The organism is Stenotrophomonas sp. RS-48 (genome assembly GCF_030053245.1).
GTDB lineage: Bacteria > Pseudomonadota > Gammaproteobacteria > Xanthomonadales > Xanthomonadaceae > Stenotrophomonas > Stenotrophomonas maltophilia_P.
The window spans coordinates 17,098-34,689 of sequence record NZ_JASGBV010000009.1 but is presented as its reverse complement, the minus strand read 5'-3'; the positions used below and the strand labels follow the sequence as shown (position 1 = coordinate 34,689).

16 protein-coding genes are annotated in these 17,592 nt (G+C 67.6%); 10 read left to right on the top strand and 6 right to left on the bottom strand.

Annotation, left to right across the window (positions count from 1 at the left end):
- Positions 1-30: 30 nt before the first annotated feature.
- Positions 31-768: a pseudouridine synthase gene (locus tag QMZ25_RS02000; RefSeq protein ID WP_053518434.1), complete on the top strand. Its 738-nt coding sequence runs from the start codon at positions 31-33 to the stop codon at positions 766-768.
- Positions 769-801: 33 nt separating this feature from the next.
- Here QMZ25_RS02000 and QMZ25_RS01995 read toward each other — a convergent pair whose 3' ends face one another.
- Entirely contained in the window at positions 802-1,329 is a 528-nt protein-coding gene (locus QMZ25_RS01995) for a DUF2059 domain-containing protein (protein WP_065174175.1), read from the bottom strand.
- 134 nt (positions 1,330-1,463) lie between these two features.
- Between QMZ25_RS01995 and arfB the strand changes: the two genes are divergently transcribed.
- The 3 genes from arfB (at position 1,464) to dcp (ending at position 4,770) form a co-directional block, all read left to right on the top strand.
- Positions 1,464-1,895, top strand: a complete 432-nt coding sequence (gene arfB, locus QMZ25_RS01990; protein WP_005420755.1) for an alternative ribosome rescue aminoacyl-tRNA hydrolase ArfB — start codon at positions 1,464-1,466, stop codon at positions 1,893-1,895.
- Positions 1,896-1,941: 46 nt separating this feature from the next.
- On the top strand, positions 1,942-2,502 hold the full coding sequence (locus tag QMZ25_RS01985; RefSeq protein ID WP_227255266.1) for a lysophospholipid acyltransferase family protein: 561 nt from the start codon (positions 1,942-1,944) through the stop codon (positions 2,500-2,502).
- A 111-nt stretch (positions 2,503-2,613) separates the two neighbouring features.
- A complete protein-coding gene (gene dcp / locus QMZ25_RS01980; protein ID WP_065174176.1) occupies positions 2,614-4,770 on the top strand; it encodes a peptidyl-dipeptidase Dcp in 2,157 nt (718 codons plus the stop codon).
- Positions 4,771-4,916: 146 nt separating this feature from the next.
- On the opposite strand, the gene QMZ25_RS01975 is transcribed toward dcp, so the two are convergent.
- Both QMZ25_RS01975 and QMZ25_RS01970 read right to left on the bottom strand, forming a co-directional pair.
- A complete protein-coding gene (locus QMZ25_RS01975; RefSeq protein WP_053518439.1) occupies positions 4,917-5,363 on the bottom strand; it encodes a hypothetical protein in 447 nt (148 codons plus the stop codon).
- Positions 5,364-5,366: 3 nt separating this feature from the next.
- Positions 5,367-5,768, bottom strand: coding sequence for a hypothetical protein (locus tag QMZ25_RS01970; protein WP_065174177.1), 402 nt, complete (start codon positions 5,766-5,768; stop codon positions 5,367-5,369).
- Between the two features lie 249 nt (positions 5,769-6,017).
- Between QMZ25_RS01970 and lepB the strand changes: the two genes are divergently transcribed.
- Together lepB and QMZ25_RS01960 are read left to right on the top strand one after the other, a co-directional pair.
- The gene (lepB, locus tag QMZ25_RS01965; protein ID WP_283219039.1) at positions 6,018-6,644 is read left to right on the top strand and encodes a signal peptidase I; all 627 of its coding nucleotides are present in this window, start codon (positions 6,018-6,020) and stop codon (positions 6,642-6,644) included.
- Positions 6,645-6,766: 122 nt separating this feature from the next.
- Positions 6,767-8,023: an MFS transporter gene (locus QMZ25_RS01960; protein ID WP_283219038.1), complete on the top strand. Its 1,257-nt coding sequence runs from the start codon at positions 6,767-6,769 to the stop codon at positions 8,021-8,023.
- Between the two features lie 41 nt (positions 8,024-8,064).
- Here the strand turns inward: QMZ25_RS01960 and QMZ25_RS01955 are convergent, their stop codons facing one another.
- Together QMZ25_RS01955 and QMZ25_RS01950 are read right to left on the bottom strand one after the other, a co-directional pair.
- Positions 8,065-8,973: a LysR family transcriptional regulator gene (locus QMZ25_RS01955; protein WP_065174180.1), complete on the bottom strand. Its 909-nt coding sequence runs from the start codon at positions 8,971-8,973 to the stop codon at positions 8,065-8,067.
- A 308-nt stretch (positions 8,974-9,281) separates the two neighbouring features.
- Positions 9,282-10,250 (bottom strand): LysR family transcriptional regulator, encoded by a 969-nt coding sequence (locus QMZ25_RS01950; RefSeq protein WP_283219037.1) that lies wholly within the window; start codon positions 10,248-10,250, stop codon positions 9,282-9,284.
- 109 nt (positions 10,251-10,359) lie between these two features.
- Here QMZ25_RS01950 and aceB point away from each other — a divergent pair, with 109 nt between their 5' ends.
- From aceB to QMZ25_RS01930, 4 genes are all read left to right on the top strand, one after another.
- On the top strand, positions 10,360-11,982 hold the full coding sequence (gene aceB, locus QMZ25_RS01945) for a malate synthase A (protein ID WP_053518609.1): 1,623 nt from the start codon (positions 10,360-10,362) through the stop codon (positions 11,980-11,982).
- Positions 11,983-12,046: 64 nt separating this feature from the next.
- Positions 12,047-13,339 (top strand): isocitrate lyase, encoded by a 1,293-nt coding sequence (gene aceA, locus QMZ25_RS01940; protein ID WP_053518608.1) that lies wholly within the window; start codon positions 12,047-12,049, stop codon positions 13,337-13,339.
- 357 nt (positions 13,340-13,696) lie between these two features.
- Positions 13,697-14,737: a GGDEF domain-containing protein gene (locus tag QMZ25_RS01935; protein ID WP_053518607.1), complete on the top strand. Its 1,041-nt coding sequence runs from the start codon at positions 13,697-13,699 to the stop codon at positions 14,735-14,737.
- Positions 14,738-14,753: 16 nt separating this feature from the next.
- Positions 14,754-17,270 (top strand): putative peptide modification system cyclase, encoded by a 2,517-nt coding sequence (locus QMZ25_RS01930; RefSeq protein ID WP_164151113.1) that lies wholly within the window; start codon positions 14,754-14,756, stop codon positions 17,268-17,270.
- 7 nt (positions 17,271-17,277) lie between these two features.
- Here the strand turns inward: QMZ25_RS01930 and QMZ25_RS01925 are convergent, their stop codons facing one another.
- A complete protein-coding gene (locus QMZ25_RS01925; RefSeq protein WP_053518604.1) occupies positions 17,278-17,562 on the bottom strand; it encodes an NHLP-related RiPP peptide in 285 nt (94 codons plus the stop codon).
- Between the last annotated feature and the right edge of the window lie 30 nt (positions 17,563-17,592).

Below are 17,592 nucleotides of genomic sequence, written 5' to 3'. Positions count from 1 at the left end.
CCCCATACAGGCCGCCCGTATAATCGCGCGGTGAGCACCGAACCCGATACCCTCGCCGCGGTCGAGACCGACACCGCCCCCCTTCGGCTCCTGCACCTGGATGAACGCCTGGCGGTGGTCGACAAGCCGGCCGGGCTGATGGTCCATGACAGCAAGCTGGCCCGTGGCGAAGATGATTTCCTGGCCGATCGCCTGCGTGAGCAGCTCGGGCGCCCGATCTTTCTGGTGCATCGGCTGGATCGTGCCACCAGTGGCTGCCTGCTGCTGGCCTTCGACCGTGACACCGCCAGTGCGCTGGGCAAGGCCCTGATGGGCGGCGAGGTGGCCAAGGACTACCTGACCATCTGCCGCGGCTGGCCGGCCGAGGCGTCCTGGCGGGTCGACCACGACCTCGACGGCGGCCCCGGAAAACCGGTCAAGAAGCCTGCCATCACCGACTTCCAGTGCCTGGCTACCGGCGAGCTGCCGGTGCCGGTCGGCGAGTTCGCCCGTTCGCGCTATGCGCTGCTGCGCTGCCAGCCGCAGACCGGACGGTTCCGGCAGATCCGCCGGCATCTCAAGCATCTTTCGCACCACATGATCGGCGACACCAGCCACGGCGACGGCCGCCACAACCGCATCTTCCGCATGCAGGGGGTGCACCGCATGCTGCTGCACGCCGAGCGCCTGCGTTTTCCGCATCCCGAGGGCGGCACGGTGGATGTGCGGGCGCCGCTGGACCGGGAATTCCAGAAGGCACTGGACCTGTTCGGCTGGCGGGTGGAGTGAAGGCAGCGCCGGGCATGGCCCGGCGCTACCGCCTCACTTCTTTTCCGGCTCGTTGACGATCGCTTCCAGATCCTTCTGCAGGTCGGCGAACAGCGGCTGCATGCGCGACTGGATGGCCACCATCACGTTCTGCATCAGCGCCGGGGTCTTGTCGAGCAGACTCTGGCCCGCCGGGCTCTCGTAGAACTCGGCCATCGCCAGCACGTCTTCCTTGCTGAAGGTCTTCTTGTAGAGATCCACGTACATCGGCCGCAGCTGCTGCCATGACAGGGCCTGGCGCAGGGTCTGGCTGGTCCGTGCCTGGATGCGCTTGAGCTGCTCCTGCTGCTGGGCATTGAGCTGGCGCTGCGACGCGACCTGCTGGAACTGCTGCTGCTGCATCGCCTCGATCTGCGGCAGCATGGTGTCGATCATGCTCTGCGCGCGGGAGGCCGACAGCAGGCGGTTGATGTCGCCGTCGGTCGGCGCGGCGGCCAGGACCGGGGCGCTGGCCACGGCAAGCGCCAGCAGAAGGGCAGCACGGCGTAGCAGGGCGGGCAGGGTGGATGCGGAGCGGATCATGCGAAGCTTCCTGCGGTACATGGGACGGCCAGCATACCCGCTGGCAAGGCGAAGGCGGCGTGTTCGGTGCCTGATCGGCGGCATACGGCGCGCGATGCCGCACTCCGCCACGTGGCTGCCGTTACAATGCGCGGATGGGCAGTGGACCGGTCACCATCAGCGCGCAGCTTGAAATCCCCGACGGCGAGATCGTCGAGCGTTTCGTGCGTGCCAGTGGTGCCGGTGGCCAGAACGTCAACAAGGTGTCCACCGCGGTGGAACTGCGTTTCGACGTGGCCAACTCGCCCTCGTTGCCCGAACCATTGCGCGCGCGCCTGCTGGCGCGGCGTGACCGGCGGATGACCGGCGAAGGCGTGCTGGTCATCGACGCGCAACGCTTCCGGACCCAGGATCGCAATCGCGAGGATGCGCGCGAGCGGCTGGCGGCCTTCATCCAGGCCGGGTTGAGCGTGCCCAAACCGCGCAAGGCCACCAAGCCGACCCTCGGGTCGAAACTGCGTCGTCTGGACGCCAAACGCGGGCGCGCGCAGATCAAGCGCGGGCGCTCCTCACGTGACTGGGAGTGATTGCTTGAACAACCCGACTCCGTTGCTGCCGGCCATCCCGCCGAACATGCCGCAGGTCAGATCCAACCCGTTCCTGCGCTGGCTGGCGCGCTGCACCCTGCGCATGGGCGGCTGGAAGGTGGTCGGCACCCTGCCGGACATCCCGAAGCTGGTCTTCATCATCGCCCCGCACTCGTCCAACTGGGACGGGTTCTGGGGCATGGCGGCCAAGATCGCACTGGGCATGAAGGTCAAGGTGCTGGGCAAGGCGTCGCTGTTCTGGTGGCCGCTGGGCCCGCTGCTGCACCGGCTGGGCGTGATCCCGCTGGACCGCAGCTCGCCGCAGGGAACCGTCGGCCAGGCCGTGGACCTGATCCGCAACAACGACAGGATGTGGTTCGCGATCACCCCGGAAGGCACCCGCAAGGCGGTCAAGGAATGGAAGGCCGGATTCCTGAAGATCGCGCGGATGGCCGACGTGCCGATCCTGACCGCCTATTTCCATTATCCGGAGAAGGTCATCGGCGTCGGTCCGCTGTTCCATCCCACCGGCGATGACGTGGCCGACATGGCCGCCATCCGCGAGTTCTACCGGCCCTGGATCGGCAAGACCCGCGGTACGGTCTGAGCCGGCCGCCAGTGAAGGTCCAGACGCCACGTCCGGCACATGCCGGGCGAGCGCGACAGGAGTAGGGTGGACGGTCGGCATCCCATCCCGTCTGCCCAAGGAGCGTTTTACATGTCGCGTACCGTAGTCCTGGCCGCCGCCATCAGCCTGGCGCTGGCGGCCTGTTCCGGCAAGGAGTCCACCCCCGTGTCCGCAGCCCAGAATACCCCGGCCCAGCAGCCGGCCGATGCCTCCACCAACCCGCTGCTGAGCGCCAGCACGCTGCCGTTCCAGGCGCCGCCGTTCGACAAGATCAAGGACAGCGACTACCTGCCGGCGTTCGAGGAAGGCATGCGCCAGCACCTGGCCGACGTGCGCAAGATCGCCGACAACAGCGAGCCGGCCACCTTCGACAACACCATCGTGGCGATGGAGCGCAGCGGCGAGACCCTGACCCGCGTGTCGCGCATCTTCTTCGGCCTGGTGCAGGCCGATACCAACGATGCGCGCCAGAAGATCCAGGAAGAAGTCGCGCCGAAACTGGCCGCGCACCAGGACGAGATCAGCCTCGACCCGAAGCTGTTCGCACGCGTGAAATCGCTGTACGACCAGCGTGACACGCTGGGCCTGGACCCGGTGCAGAAGCGCCTGGTCGAGCATTACTACGACGGCCTGGTGCGTGCCGGTGCGCAGCTGTCCGACGCCGACAAGGCCAGCCTGCGCAAGCTCAACGTGGAAGAGACCACGCTTTCCACCCAGTTCCATACCCGCCTGGTCGCCGCCACCGCAGCCGCTGCCGTCATCGTGGACGACAAGGCCAAGCTGGCCGGCCTGGATGAGAACGCGATCAACACCGCAGCTGCCGATGCGAAGGCGCGCAAGCTTGACGGCAAGTTCCTGCTGCCGCTGCAGAACACCACCCAGCAGCCGGTGCTTGGTTCGCTGAGCGACCGCGACCAGCGCGCCGCCGTGCTCAAGGCCTCGGAAACCCGCGCCGAGCGCGGTGATGCCAACGATACCCGCCAGACCGTGCAGCGCCTGGCCCAGCTGCGTGCGCAGAAGGCCAAGCTGCTGGGTTTCGACACCTTCGCCGACTACCAGCTGGGCGACCAGATGGCCAAGACCCCGGCCGCCGCGCTGAAGCTGCTGACCGACACCGTGCCGGCTGCCACCGCCAAGGCACGTGCCGAAGCCGGCGAGATCCAGAAGGTGATCGACGCGCAGAAGGGCGGTTTCCAGGTTGCGGCCTCGGACTGGGACTTCTACGCCGAGCAGGTACGCAAGGCCAAGTACGATCTGGATGAGTCGCAGATCAAGCCCTACTTCGAGCTGGACAACGTGCTGCAGAACGGCGTCTTCTACGCCGCCACCCAGCTGTACGGCATCACCTTCAAGCCACGTACCGACATTCCGACCTACCACCCGGACATGAAGGTGTATGAAGTGTTCGACAAGGACGGCACCTCGCTGGCCCTGTTCTACACCGACTACTTCAAGCGTGACAGCAAGTCCGGCGGCGCGTGGATGGACGTGTTCGTCGAGCAGGATGGCCTGACCGGCGCCAAGCCGGTGGTCTACAACGTCTGCAACTTCACCAAGCCGGCCGAAGGCCAGCCGGCGCTGTTGAGCTTCGACGACGTCACCACCCTGTTCCACGAGTTCGGCCACGCCCTGCACGGCATGTTCTCGAACGTGAAGTACCCCTCGATCGCCGGCACGGCCACCTCGCGCGATTTCGTCGAGTTCCCGTCGCAGTTCAACGAGCACTGGGCGCTGGATCCGAAGGTGTTCGCCAACTACGCCAAGAACTACAAGACCGGCGAGCCGATGCCGCAGGAACTGGTCGACAAGATCCTCAAGGCGCGCAGCTTCAACCAGGGCTACGCCACCACCGAGTACCTGTCGGCTGCGCTGCTGGACCTGGCCTGGCACACGCAGAAGGCCGACGCGCCGCTGCAGGATGTCGGAGCCTTCGAAGCCAGCGCGCTGAAGAAGTTCAAGGTCGATCTGCCGCAGGTTCCGCCGCGCTACCGCACTACCTACTTCGACCACATCTGGGGCGGTGGCTACTCGGCCGGCTACTACGCCTACTTCTGGGCGGAGGTGCTCGACCATGACGCCTTCCAGTGGTTCACCGAGAACGGCGGCCTGACCGCGGCCAATGGCCAGCAATTCCGCGACAAGATCCTCTCGCGCGGCAACAGCGTGGAGCTGTCGACCCTGTACCGCGATTTCCGCGGCAAGGACCCGTCGGTGGAACCGCTGCTGAAGTTCCGCGGGCTGAAGTAAGAAAGCGAAAACGGCGGGGGCGACCCCGCCGTTTTTCTTTCTGTAGCGTCGAGCCATGCTCGACGTTCTTCCGTAGAGCCGAGCCCATGCTCGGCTGATGTTTCCTGGAAAGGCAGCCGAGCATGGGCTCGGCTCTACAAACAGCCTTACGTCCCCACGTGCACCCGGTTCGCCTGTTCGGCAAGGCCCAGGTGATCCAGCGCGATATCCAGCGCCAGCACGTAGCTCTGCGCGCCATAGCCGGCGGCGATGCCCAGGCGCTGGCCGATGCCGGCCGGCAGACAGGGCTCAGCCACCGCGCCGTCGTCATGCACCTCCACGTAGGCGTTGTGCAGATAGGGCAGCAGGCGCTGCAGACGCAGGCTGCCGGCACACGCGCCGGGATCGAGCAATGTCACTTCGCCGCGGCTGTGATCGGCCACGCGCAGGGCATCCAGCAGTTCCTGTTCCGAACCGCAGGCACGGATGGCCACGCTGGTGCCGGCATCGATCGCACGGTGTACCAGCGACTTCAGTACCGGTGCCGGCAGCGGCAGTGCGGTACGGATCAATGTGCCGGCCGCTTCCGGGCCGCGGATGATGAAGATCGACATGGCTCAGCCCTCCTGCGCCAGGCGGCGGCCGACGATGGCCAGCGACAGCGGATAACCGGCCTGCTGGCTGCGCTGGTCGACCACCACCGCGGCCGGCCCATGCTGCAGGCGCAGGCGCGCGTCCAGGCCGGGTTCGCGGGCGCTCTGCAGTTCGATGTACTGCGCCGGCAGCCGCTCCAGGGCGGCCTGCAGCGCGCTGCCCTCGGCCTGCCATTGCGCCTCGTCGGCCACGCCCACGTCCAGCAGTACCCAGTCGGCCGAGCGCGCCTGCGGCTGGCACAGGCACTGGCGCACTTCGGACAGGCTGGCGCAGTCGCTGCACAGCACGCGGTGGCCGGACAACTGCGCCGGCAGCTGCGGACGCGGTGCCGATGAAGAGGCGTGGCGGATCACCAGGAGGGTCATACAACACCTTGCGGAAAGCGCCGTTCGGCGCGGTGGGCAGACGATGCGCGCTGTGCCCGTAAAGGTGCGATGCCGGGCGCCGGGCCCGGGCGTAAAACCTGCGTAACCCTGCATCGGCAGCGCCGGGCCATGCCCGGAGACCACATGGCGCGGCCGTTCCAACACTCCGCCGGGCATGGCCCGGCGCGACCGGGAACCTCTTGCACCCGGATGGGGTCTGAAGACCCTGCCACCCCATCGGAACCTGACATGGATGCTGTTGCCCGACCGCCGTTCCCGCAACGCGCTCTCGCCTGGCTGAAGAAGGAGGCGCTGCCGCTGCTGCTCATGCTGGGCCTGCTCGCCGCCGCCCGCGACACCCTCGCCAATCATTACGTGGTGCCCAGTGGCTCGATGCAGCCGACCCTGCAGCCCGGTGACCGGGTGGTGGTGGACATGCGTGCCTATGGCCTGCGCCTGCCGTTCACCAACACGTCCCTGCTGTCCACCGGCCAGCCGCAGCGCGGCGAGGTGGCGGTATTCGATTCGCCTGCCGACGGCACCCGCCTGATCAAGCGGGTCGCCGCCGTGGCCGGCGACCACGTGCAACTGCACGAGGGCCACCTGAGCATCAATGGCCACCCGCTGCAGATGGCCGAGCTGCAGGACGTGGAGGCCTTCGGCAGCCGCCGTGCGCGCCTGGACCTGGACATGGGCGGTGGTCCCGACATTGCGGATCTGGTGGTACCGGCCGGCAAGCTGCTGGTACTGGGGGATCATCGCGGCAACAGTTTCGATGGCCGCTTCTTCGGCTTCGTCGACGCCGACAAGGTCTACGGGCGCGCGGTGGCCGTCTACTACCGCCGTGGCGAGGGCTTCCAGTGGCAGCACCTGTGAGCTGAATCGATACGTCAGGGATATCAATCCTGACTTTTCAGGTTATGGATCGACTGGATGGACGGGCCTACTCTGGGGCCCGTTCCCTCCCACCCCGGCCGCCCCTACGGCCCTTCGATCCCATGACTGGCGAAACCGCCGCGGCCCCCGAACGTCGCTTCCCTCCTGCCGATTCCAGCCCCGAGACGCGCATCCAGCAGGGCACGCCAGCGTTCCGCCGCACGGCGGTCGCGCTGTTCCTGGCCGGCTTCTCCACCTTTGGCCTGCTGTACGCGGTGCAGCCGTTGCTGCCCGAGTTCAGCCGCCACTTCGGCGTCTCCGCCGCCGGCAGCGCGATGTCGCTGTCACTGACCACCGGCACGCTGGCCGTGGCGATGCTGCTGGCCGGGCTGCTGTCCGACGCCGTGGGCCGCAGGCCGTTGATGATCGTCGCCCTGCTGGCCTCGGCCATCCTCTCGCTGAGTACCGCCCTGGTCGATGACTGGACCACGCTGCTGGTGCTGCGCACCCTGCTGGGCCTGGCCCTGAGTGGCGTGCCGGCGGTGGCGATGACCTATCTGGTCGAAGAAATGGACAGCCGCGCACTGGGCCTGGCGATGGGCCTGTACATCGGCGGCAACGCGATCGGTGGCATGAGCGGGCGCCTGCTCGCCGGCATCATCGCCGACCATTGGGGGTGGCGCTGGGGCATCGGCGTGGTCTCGATCATCGCCGTGGCCAGCACCGTGCTGCTGTGGCTGCAGCTGCCACCATCGCGGCATTTCCAGGCCCGTCGCGGCGGCCTGCGCCAGCTGCCGTCGCGCTGGCGCACGTTGTTCGCCGATCCCGGCCTGCCGTGGCTGTTCGCCACCTCCTTCGTGTTGATGGGCGTATTCGTCACCCTCTACAACTACCTCGGCTATCACCTGCTGGCGCCGCCGTACCACCTCAGCCAGACCGTGGTCGGGCTGATCTTCAGCGTCTACCTGGTCGGTACGTTCAGCTCGGCATGGATGGGCCAACAGGCCACGCGGTACGGCCGTGGGCGCGTCCTGTCGATCTCCTTCGTGCTTATCGGTGCCGGCATCGCGCTGCTGGCGATGCCGTGGCTGACCACGATGGCGCTGGGCATCGCGCTGGTGACCTTCGGCTTCTTCGGCGGTCATTCGGTCGCCAGCAGCTGGGTCGGCAGCCGGGCGGGCATGATGCGCGCGGAAGCCTCGGCACTGTATCTGTTCGCCTACTACCTGGGGTCGAGCGTGCTGGGCGGTGTGGGCGGGCTTGCCTACGCCGCGTGGGACTGGCTGGGGGTGTGCGCGTTCGCGGCAGTGCTGACCCTGCTTGGCGGTGGCATCGTCTGGGCGTTGCAGCAGCGCGCCCCGCAGCCGGTGACGGCCTGATGCTCGCCGGGCCATGCCCGGCGAGCGCGCAGCGCGGCGCTTCACTCTTCGGCGAATGCGCCGCGCAGCAGGCCGGCGAAGTTGCGGATCAGCGGCGTCACTCCCTCACGGCGCCATGCCAGCTGCACCTCCGAGTGCGCGCCGGCATCGGCCAGCGCGACAAAGCGCGCGCCTTCCACCCGGATGTGGTCGCACGAGGACGGCAGGATCGCCGCACCCAGGCCAGCCGCCGCCAGGCTGATCAGCGTGGACGCCTCACCGGCTTCCTGCACGATGCGTGGAGTGAATCCGGCAGCCGCGCACAGCGCGATCATGTGGTCATGGATGCCGGCGCCGGCACTGCGTCGAAAGGCCACGAACGGTTCCTGCGCGAACGCACGCAGCGACAGCGTTCCCTGTTCCGGGAGCCGGCGCAGGGCAGGGTGGTCGGCATGCACGATCAACGCCAGCGGATCGACGAACAGGCTGTGCGCAACCAGTTCCGGCGGCAGCGCGCGCTTGCGGATGATGCCCACGTCCAGTGAACCGTCGAGCAGGGCGTCGATCTGCTGCAGCGTGTTCATCTCGCTCAGCTGCAGCCGCACCTGCGGATACTGCTGGCGGTAGCGCAGGATCGAGCGCGGAATCTGCGGCGACAGCGGTGTGGCCCGGGTCAGCCCGATATGCAGCTCACCCTGTTCGCCGCGCTGTGTGCGCTGCACCTCGTCCATTGCCGTCTCCACCTGCTGCACGATGGCCCGCGCGCGCTCCTGCAGCAGTTCGCCGGCAGGCGTCAGCTGCACGCGGCGATGGCTGCGCACGAACAGGCGCGCCCCGATCAGGTCCTCCAGCTGGCGGATCTGCTGGCTGAGCGGCGGCTGCGACATGCCCAGCCGCTCGGCCGCCTGGCCGAAGTGCAGGGTCTCGGCAACGGCAAGGAAATAGCGCAGGTGGCGCAGTTCGATGGACATGCGCCCAGTCTATTCATCGCCGGCCGGAAATGAATCAGAGGTTGGATCCGACCCCGTGCCGACCAACGGTCGGCACCCGCCAACAGCAGCTGGCACTAAACAGCAGAGGGAAACTGTCGAAGGCGGGGTGGGTCCGGTTGCGGGGGTGTGAGCGGCATGGATGCCGCGACCAAGCCCCCATGGACGGGTTTACGGCGCCCCCCGCAACCGGACCCATCCCGCCGTCCCACACATAGCCAGCTGTTGCCGTTGCTTCGGCTTGAGGCTTCGGCAGGTGCAGGGCGGCAGCCCTGCAAACCAGAACCCCCTCACCGCTCGGAGTGCCCGCTCTGGTCGTAATCGCGCGGGCTGAACAGTTCCGGCTGGATCAGCTCGATGAACGCTCGTGCCTGCGCCGACAGCGCCTTGCCGCGGCGCACGATCACGCCATAGCTGCGCTCCGGGAACCAGCGCTTCATCGACCGCGCCGCCAGCCGCTCGTGGTCGGCCTCGTTCAGGCACAGCGCCGGCACGATGGAAATACCCATGCCCATCGCCACGTACTGCTTGATTACTTCCCAGCCGCCCACCTCGAGGGCGACGGTGTACGCGATGCGATGGCGCTGGAACACCTGGTCGACCAGACGGTAGGTGATCTGCCGCTTCGGCGGCAGCACCAGCGGATAGCGGGCGATGTCGGCCAGCTCCAGCTCCGCGCCCCGGGCCAGCGGATGGTCATGCGGCGCGATCAGCACCTGCTCGAAACGATAGGCCGGGGCGTAGCTGAGGTCGGCGGGCACGTCGGTCATCGAGCCGATGGCAAGGTCAGCGGCGTCCTCGCGCAGCAGGTCGGTGCCGTCCGCGCTGATCGCGTTGTGCAGGGTCAGGCGCACGTCCGGGTGATGCATGCGGAAGCGCTCGACGATCTTCGGCAGCAGGTACAGGATGGTCGAACTGTTGGCCGCGATGTTCAGTTCGCCCGCATCCAGCCCGCGCACCTTGTCGCGGAAGCACGCCTCCAGCCCGTCCAGGCTCTCCACCAGCGGTTGCGCCATTTCGTACAGCAGCTGGCCCTCGCGGCTGGGCACCAGGCGGCGGCCGCTGCGCTCGAACAGCGGTACGCCCAGCTCCCGCTCCAGCGCCTGCAATTGCAGGCTGATGGCCGGCTGGCTGACGAAAAGCGCCTCAGCCGCCCGTGAGACTGAACCCAGACGCACGGTCTGGCAGAACGCACGCAAGGGCTTCAGGCGGTCGGATTTGTAGGAAAAACGAGGACTTGGCGAGCTGCGCGTGGTCATGGCGTAACGAGTATTAGCACAATTTATGTAAAGCATTGCAAAAACTGTTTTGCCAAATACTGAGCGCCGGCGGCACGGTGGAGACGTTCCCCACTGCTGGAGTCGTCCCATGTCCGCCGTCGCTTCCGCTGTTCCCTCCCCCGCCGCCAAGGCCACGCCCGGCATCGCCCTGGCGACCCGGGTGGCCGGCCAGGACACCCTGCTGCCGGCGCCGCTGCTGGCCCTGCTGGTGTCGCTGCACCGGGCGGTGGAGCCGGGTCGGCAGGCGCGGCTGCAGGCTCGCCGTGAGCGCCAGGCGTTCTTCGACCGCGGCGGCCTGCCGGACTTCCGTGAGGACACCGCCGCGATCCGCAGCGGCGACTGGACCGTCGCACCGCTGCCGGCCGCGCTGCAGGACCGCCGCGTCGAGATCACCGGCCCGACCGATCCGAAGATGGTCATCAACGCGCTGAACTCCGGCGCCAAGGTGTTCATGGCCGACTTCGAGGATTCGACCTCGCCGACCTGGCGCAACCTGCTGGCCGGGCAGCAGTCGCTGGCCGCTGCGGTGCGTGGTGACCTGGAGTACACCGCGGCCAATGGCAAGCACTACACCCTGCGCCCGTACGACGAGCAGGCCGTGCTGATCGTGCGCCCGCGTGGCTGGCATCTGGACGAGAAGCACGTCCGCATCGATGGCCAGTTCCTGGCCGGTGGGCTGTTCGACGCGGCGGTGTTCGCCTTCCACAACGCCCGCACGCTGCAGCGCAAGGATCGTGGCCCGTACTTCTACCTGCCCAAGCTGCAGAGCATGGAAGAGGCGGCCCTGTGGGAGACCGCGCTGTCGCACATCGAAGGCATGCTGGGCCTGCCGCACGGGCAGATCAAGGTGACCGTGCTGATCGAAACGCTGCCGGCGGTGTTCGAGATGGACGAGATCCTGCACGCGCTGCGCGACCGCATCGTCGGCCTGAACTGCGGGCGCTGGGACTACATCTTCTCTTACCTGAAGACCTTCCGCCGCCACGCCGACCGCGTGCTGCCCGAGCGCGGCCAGGTGACCATGACCCAGCCGTTCCTGAAGGCGTATTCGGAACTGCTGATCCAGACGTGCCACCGCCGGGGGGCACATGCGATGGGCGGCATGGCGGCGCAGATTCCGATCAACAACGACGCCGCTGCCAACGAGCAGGCGATGGCGCGTGTGCGTGCCGACAAGCTGCGCGAGGTGAGTGCAGGCCATGACGGCACCTGGGTCGCGCATCCGGCGTTGATTCCGGTGGCGATGGCGATCTTCGACGAGCACATGCCTGCGCCCAACCAGCACCACGTCCTGCGTCAGGACGTGCGCGTGGGCCGCGACGAACTGATCGCGCGTCCGCCGGGCACCATCACCCGCGCCGGCTTCGAGGGCAATGTCGAAGTCTGCGTGCGCTACCTGGCCGCGTGGCTGGACGGCAACGGTTGCGTGCCCATCCATCACCTGATGGAAGACGCGGCAACCGCCGAGATCAGCCGCAGCCAGTTGTGGCAGTGGCTGCATACCCCGGGCCAGCAGCTGGACGACGGCACTGCCATCGACTTGGCACTGCTCGACACCACCCTGGCGCAGTTGCCCGCACGCCTGGGTGATACCACGGCGCTGCCCGGCGGCGCGCGCATCGGCGAAGCCATCGCCCTGCTTGGCGAACTGAGCCGCAACGATGAACTGACCGACTTCCTGACCCTGCCGGCCTACGCGCGCATCGACTGATCCCCGCGCCCGTTTCCACGCCGCTTCCCTTCCCGCTGCACGCACCACTGAACTGGAGATAGACATGAGCACCCTGCCCACTGCCGAACAGATCCAGCACGACTGGGATACCAACCCGCGCTGGGAAGGCATCCAGCGCAACTACAGCGCCGCCGACGTGGTGCGCCTGCGCGGCACTGTCCATATCGAGCATTCGCTGGCCCGGCTGGGCGCGGAGAAGCTGTGGAAGTCGCTGCACGAGCGCGAGTTCGTCAACGCGCTGGGCGCACTGACCGGCAACCAGGCCATGCAGCAGGTCAAGGCCGGCCTGAAGGCCATCTACCTGTCCGGCTGGCAGGTGGCGGCCGATGCCAACCTGGCCGGGCAGATGTATCCGGACCAGTCGCTGTATCCGGCCGATTCGGTGCCGGCGGTGGTCAAGCGCATCAACAACACGCTGCTGCGCGCCGACCAGCTGCATCACGCTGAAGGCAAGGACGACATCGATTTCCTGCAGCCGATCGTAGCCGATGCCGAGGCCGGCTTCGGTGGCGTGCTCAATGCGTTCGAACTGATGAAGGCGATGATCGAAGCCGGCGCCGCGGGCGTGCATTTCGAGGACCAGCTGGCATCGGTGAAGAAGTGCGGCCACATGGGCGGCAAGGTGCTGGTGCCGACCCGCGAGGCCATCGAGAAGCTCAACGCGGCGCGGCTGGCGGCCGATGTGCTGGGTGTGCCGACCCTGCTGGTGGCGCGCACCGACGCCGAAGCGGCCGACCTGCTGACCAGTGACATCGACGGCAACGATAAGCCGTTCACCACCGGCGAGCGCACCGTCGAAGGCTTCTACAAGACCCGCAACGGCCTGGAACAGGCCATCAGCCGCGGCCTGGCCTATGCACCGTATGCCGATCTGGTGTGGTGCGAGACCGGCAAGCCGGACCTGGAGTTCGCGCGCAGGTTCGCCGAAGCCATTCATGCGAAGTTCCCCGGCAAGCTGCTGGCCTACAACTGCTCGCCGAGCTTCAACTGGAAGAAGAACCTGGACGACGCCACCATCGCCAAGTTCCAGAAGGAGCTGGGCAGCTATGGCTACAAGTTCCAGTTCATCACCCTGGCCGGTTTCCACGCGCTGAACTACGGCATGTTCAACCTGGCCCACGGTTACGCGCGCCGGCAGATGAGCGCCTTCGTCGAGTTGCAGGAGGCGGAGTTCGAAGCGGCCGAGCGCGGCTTCACCGCGGTCAAGCACCAGCGCGAGGTCGGCACCGGTTACTTCGACGCGGTCACCCAGGCGATCCAGCAGGGACAGTCCTCCACCACCGCGCTGACCGGTTCGACCGAAGAAGAGCAGTTCCACAGCGAACGCGCGGCCTGATCCAACGGTGGCCGTGCGATCGGCTGCCGACACCGCTCAGGGTGGCCAGGGAAGGGCCAGACAACGCCGGCCGGTCGGGGGACCTGCCGGCGTTGTTGTATCCCCTCGGCCCGGTCCCGCATGGCATCCGCGTCAATCGGGCGCACGCCTCGCCACGCAACTTGGCCCAAACCCTGTGAAGACGGGCATCAGCTTGATCCGGCAGGAATTTTTACGGACAGTCGTGCTCCCAAGGTGCAGCCCCCGGTCTCCACGCACCTACCGGCTGTCGATTCGTAAAAATGAGATAGGGCGCACACTTTAAAGCGGTGCTATGCTCCGCGGCTCACCAGGGGACGCTGGCGGCGGGTGCAGGGAATGACCGGCAGGGGTGCGGCCGAGAACACTGATGCAACGACCGGTATCGCCCATGTGGCGATGGCCGAGATCGTGCATGCGCTGCTGTCCGATGCCGAGGTCGCATTGTTCGCCAGATTCGGCCGGCCGCGCCGGCTCGAAGCCGGGCAGTGGCTGTTCCAGCGCGGCCATCGTGGCGAGCGCATGTACGTGATCCTGGAAGGCCGGATCGAACTGGATTTCGGCGAGGATCTGGTGATCAAGGTCCTCGGCCACCAGGAGTTCTTCGGCGAGCTGGGCCTGCTGGTCGGCGATCACCTGCGCAGTGCCGGTGCACGTGCGCTGGTCGATTGCCAGGTGCTGGAACTGGGGCCGGCCGATTTCCAGCGTCTGGTCGATGCCGATCCAGGGCTGGTGGCCTACTTCCTGCGCCGTACGATCATGCGCGTGCTGACCAACGAGCAGGCCCTGATCAGCCAGCTGCGGCGCCGCAACCACGATCTGGAAACGGCGCTCGACAATCTGTACATCACCACCCACCAGCTCACGCACACCCGTGAGCTGGTGCGTACCGACGAACTGACCGGGCTGCACAACCGCCGCGGGCTGACCCTGTACCTGCAGGAGTGCCGGGCCGATGGGCAGGGCGCACCGCAGGGCCTGCTGCTGATCGATTGTGATCGCTTCAAGCAGATCAACGACCGGCACGGTCACCAGGCCGGCGACCGGGTGCTGCAGAGCATGGGCAACATCCTGCGCTCGATGGCCGGCGAACACGACCTGGCCTGCCGCCTGGGCGGCGATGAGTTCTGCCTCATCCTGCGGCGCGGCACCCACGAAATCGTGCAGCATGCCGCCGAGTTCATCCTCAGCGCGGTGCATGGTCTACTCGAACGCAGCCATGGCACGCCCCATGTGAGCCTGGTGAGCATCGGCGCCAGCCTGCTGGCGCCGGATGCGGACTGGAGCGAGTGGTATGCGCGTGCGGACCGAGCGCTGTACCAGGCCAAGCGCGATGGCGGCAACTGCCTGCGCTGGGTGGACGCGCCGGACGGGCACTAGAGCGGAGACACCGGTGATGAAGGGCGACAAAGGAACGTCGGCGCCACACAACCAGCAGCTGCGCGCGCTGCTGTTCACCGACCTGTGCGATTCGCTGCAGCTGGTTGAGCGGATCGGTGATGTGGCGGCGGCCGAGCTGTTCCAGCAGCATGACCGTCTGGTGCTGGGTCTGCAGCAGCGCTGGAACGGGCAGCTGATCGACCGTTCCGACGGCCTGTTCGTACTGTTCGAGCGCACCATCGATGGCGTCGGTTTTGCCCTGGCCTACCAGACTGCGGTGGAGGCGCTGGGGCGTGAGCGCGGCATCGTGCTGCGCGCGCGTGCGGGCCTGCATGTCGGTGACGTGCTGTTGTGGAACAACAGTGCCGAAGCAATGGCCCATGGCGCCAAGCCGGTGGAGGTGGAGGGCCTGGCCAAGCCGATGGCGGCGCGGCTGATGCAGCTGGCCTGGCCGGGCCAGGTGTTGCTGTCGGCCACCGCCGAGCAGATGGCACGGCGCGCTACCTCCACGCTGCCCTGGGCCAGCGAGGCGCTGCGCTGGAAGCACCATGGGCGCTGGCGCTTCAAGGGCATCACCGAGCGCCAGGATGTGTTCGAGATCGGCCTGCGTGGCAGTGCGCCGCTGCGTCGACCGCGCTCGGGCGAGAAGGCATGGCGCGATCTACCCTTGTGGCGGCGTCCCGCGGCCGTGGTCACCGAGGCCGCGCTGGCGGTGACGCTGGGCGTGCTGCTGTGGATGCTGCTGCGCCCGGCGCCGGCCATCGCCTTCGCCGAACGGGACTGGGTGATCCTGGCCGCGGTGCAGAACACCACCGCCTATCCGCAGCTGGACAGCAGCCTGGAGCAGGCGCTGTACATCAGCCTGGGTCAGTCACGCTTCGTCAACATCCTCAGCGAGTTGAAGGTGCGCGACACCCTGCAGCTGATGCAGCGCTCGCCACAGGCACGGCTCGACCGAGGCCTGGCCATCGAGGTGGCCCTGCGCGACGGCGCACGCGCGGTGCTGGTACCGAGCGTGCTCGAGCTCAACGGCAAGGTGCGGGTCAGTGTCGAAGTGGTCGATCCGCACAGCGGCCAGACCGTCTATACGCGCTACGCCGATGGTCGAGGCCTGGAATCGATCCTGACCTCCACCGACCACGTGGTGGCAGCGCTGCGCGCCGACCTGGGCGAAGCGTTGCGTGATGTCGGTCGCGATCAGCGACCACTGCCCACCGTGGCGACGGCCAATCTCGATGCCCTGCATGCCTACGCCAAGGGCGTCGATGCCACGGCGGCCGCCCGCTACGACGACGCACTGATGTTCTACGAGCAGGCCACCCGGCTCGATCCCGCATTCGCCTTTGCCTATGTGGGGCAGATGACCATCCAGCACGCCAAGGGCAACCTGGAGCAGGCCGCCGTGCTGTACCGAAAGGCGGTCAGCCAGCGTGCCCACCTGACCGCACGCGACCAGCTGTACCTGGACGCGTGGGCAGCGGATTTCGCAGGCGCACCGCCCATGCGCATCGCCGACAAGTGGCGCCTGCTGACCGAGCTGTACCCGGACGACCCGGCCGGTTGGATGAACTACGCCAAGATCCTGTACACCCAGGGCGACTATGACGGCGCCCTGGCCGCAACACAGCCGCTGCTGGCCCGCCAGCATTCTCGGCGTGCACTGGTGCTGGTGTTCGTGGCGCGGGTGCAGCTGGCCCGTGGCGAAGTCGCCGCAGCCGAAGCGGCGCTGCGTGGCGCACGCCTTCATCCGGGCTGGAATGGCGATGGCATGGAGCCGGTGATCGCCGCGCTGGCTGGTGATTTCGAGGCCGCCAATGCCGGTTTTGCGGCGATGCCCGTATCGGGGCCGGGGACGCGCATGTTGCGCGCGGCGGTGCTGGCCATGCAGGAGCGCGCGCACGAGGCAGCCACCGACATGCGGCAGGTGGCTGCCCAGTGCACGACGGTCGGTGGGCTGTGCGACATCTACGCGCTGCAGGCACTGGCCTGGCGCGAACAGGAAGGCGACCACGTGACGGCGCAGGAATACCTGCGTGTGCTGGACCGGGCGCTGGCCGCGGTCGACCGTCGCCATCCTGCGCCAGCGCGCCGCAATGCATTCATCGCCCTGGCGGCGGCCTATCATGCCGCGCGCGCAGGCCACGCCTCGGTGGTGATGCAGCGCAGGGACCCGCTGCAGGCCCTGCCCGAGCGCGACGCGGATCCGCGTCTGCGCGAGCTCTGGAACCTGCTGCGTGCCCGCATGGCCTTCGACCAGGGTGACCTGGACCAGGCGCAGGACCTGCTGGCGCAGCAGCCGTCGGCGAACCTGTTCCAGTGGCGGGTGCTGCAGCTGGATCTGGTGACCGCGCGCGGCGACCAGGCCGCGGTCGCACGGCAGGCGGCGTGGCTGCAGCGCCACGCCGGCCTGGCATTTGCTGAAGACACCGGTGACTACGCTCTGTTGCCACTGAACGCGATGGACGTGCAGCGGCTGGCGGCAGGCCGCGCCGCCGCAGTGATGCCTGACAAGGGCACGGTGGCCGCGCCCTGAGGCCGGTCTATCGATCCAGGCCGGGCAGGCCATCCTCGAACAGGAACGGCACGGTGAACGAGGCACGCGCGTCCAGCAGCTCCCGCAGGCGCGGAGCGGCCTTGGCGAACTCGGCCTTGCTGCCCAGCGTGGCCAGCGGCGTATGGCAGGCGCGCACGCAGTCTTCATCGGCGCCCAGATCGAGCAGTGCCTGGCCCGGATCAGCGGCGAAAGCCTTGCGGAAGTCATCGTCGCTGGACAGGCGTTCCAGCAGCTGCTGGACGACGTGGGTGGGAAGCGGTGAAGAAGACATGGCGTGCAACCGACGGGCTGGGAAAATGGA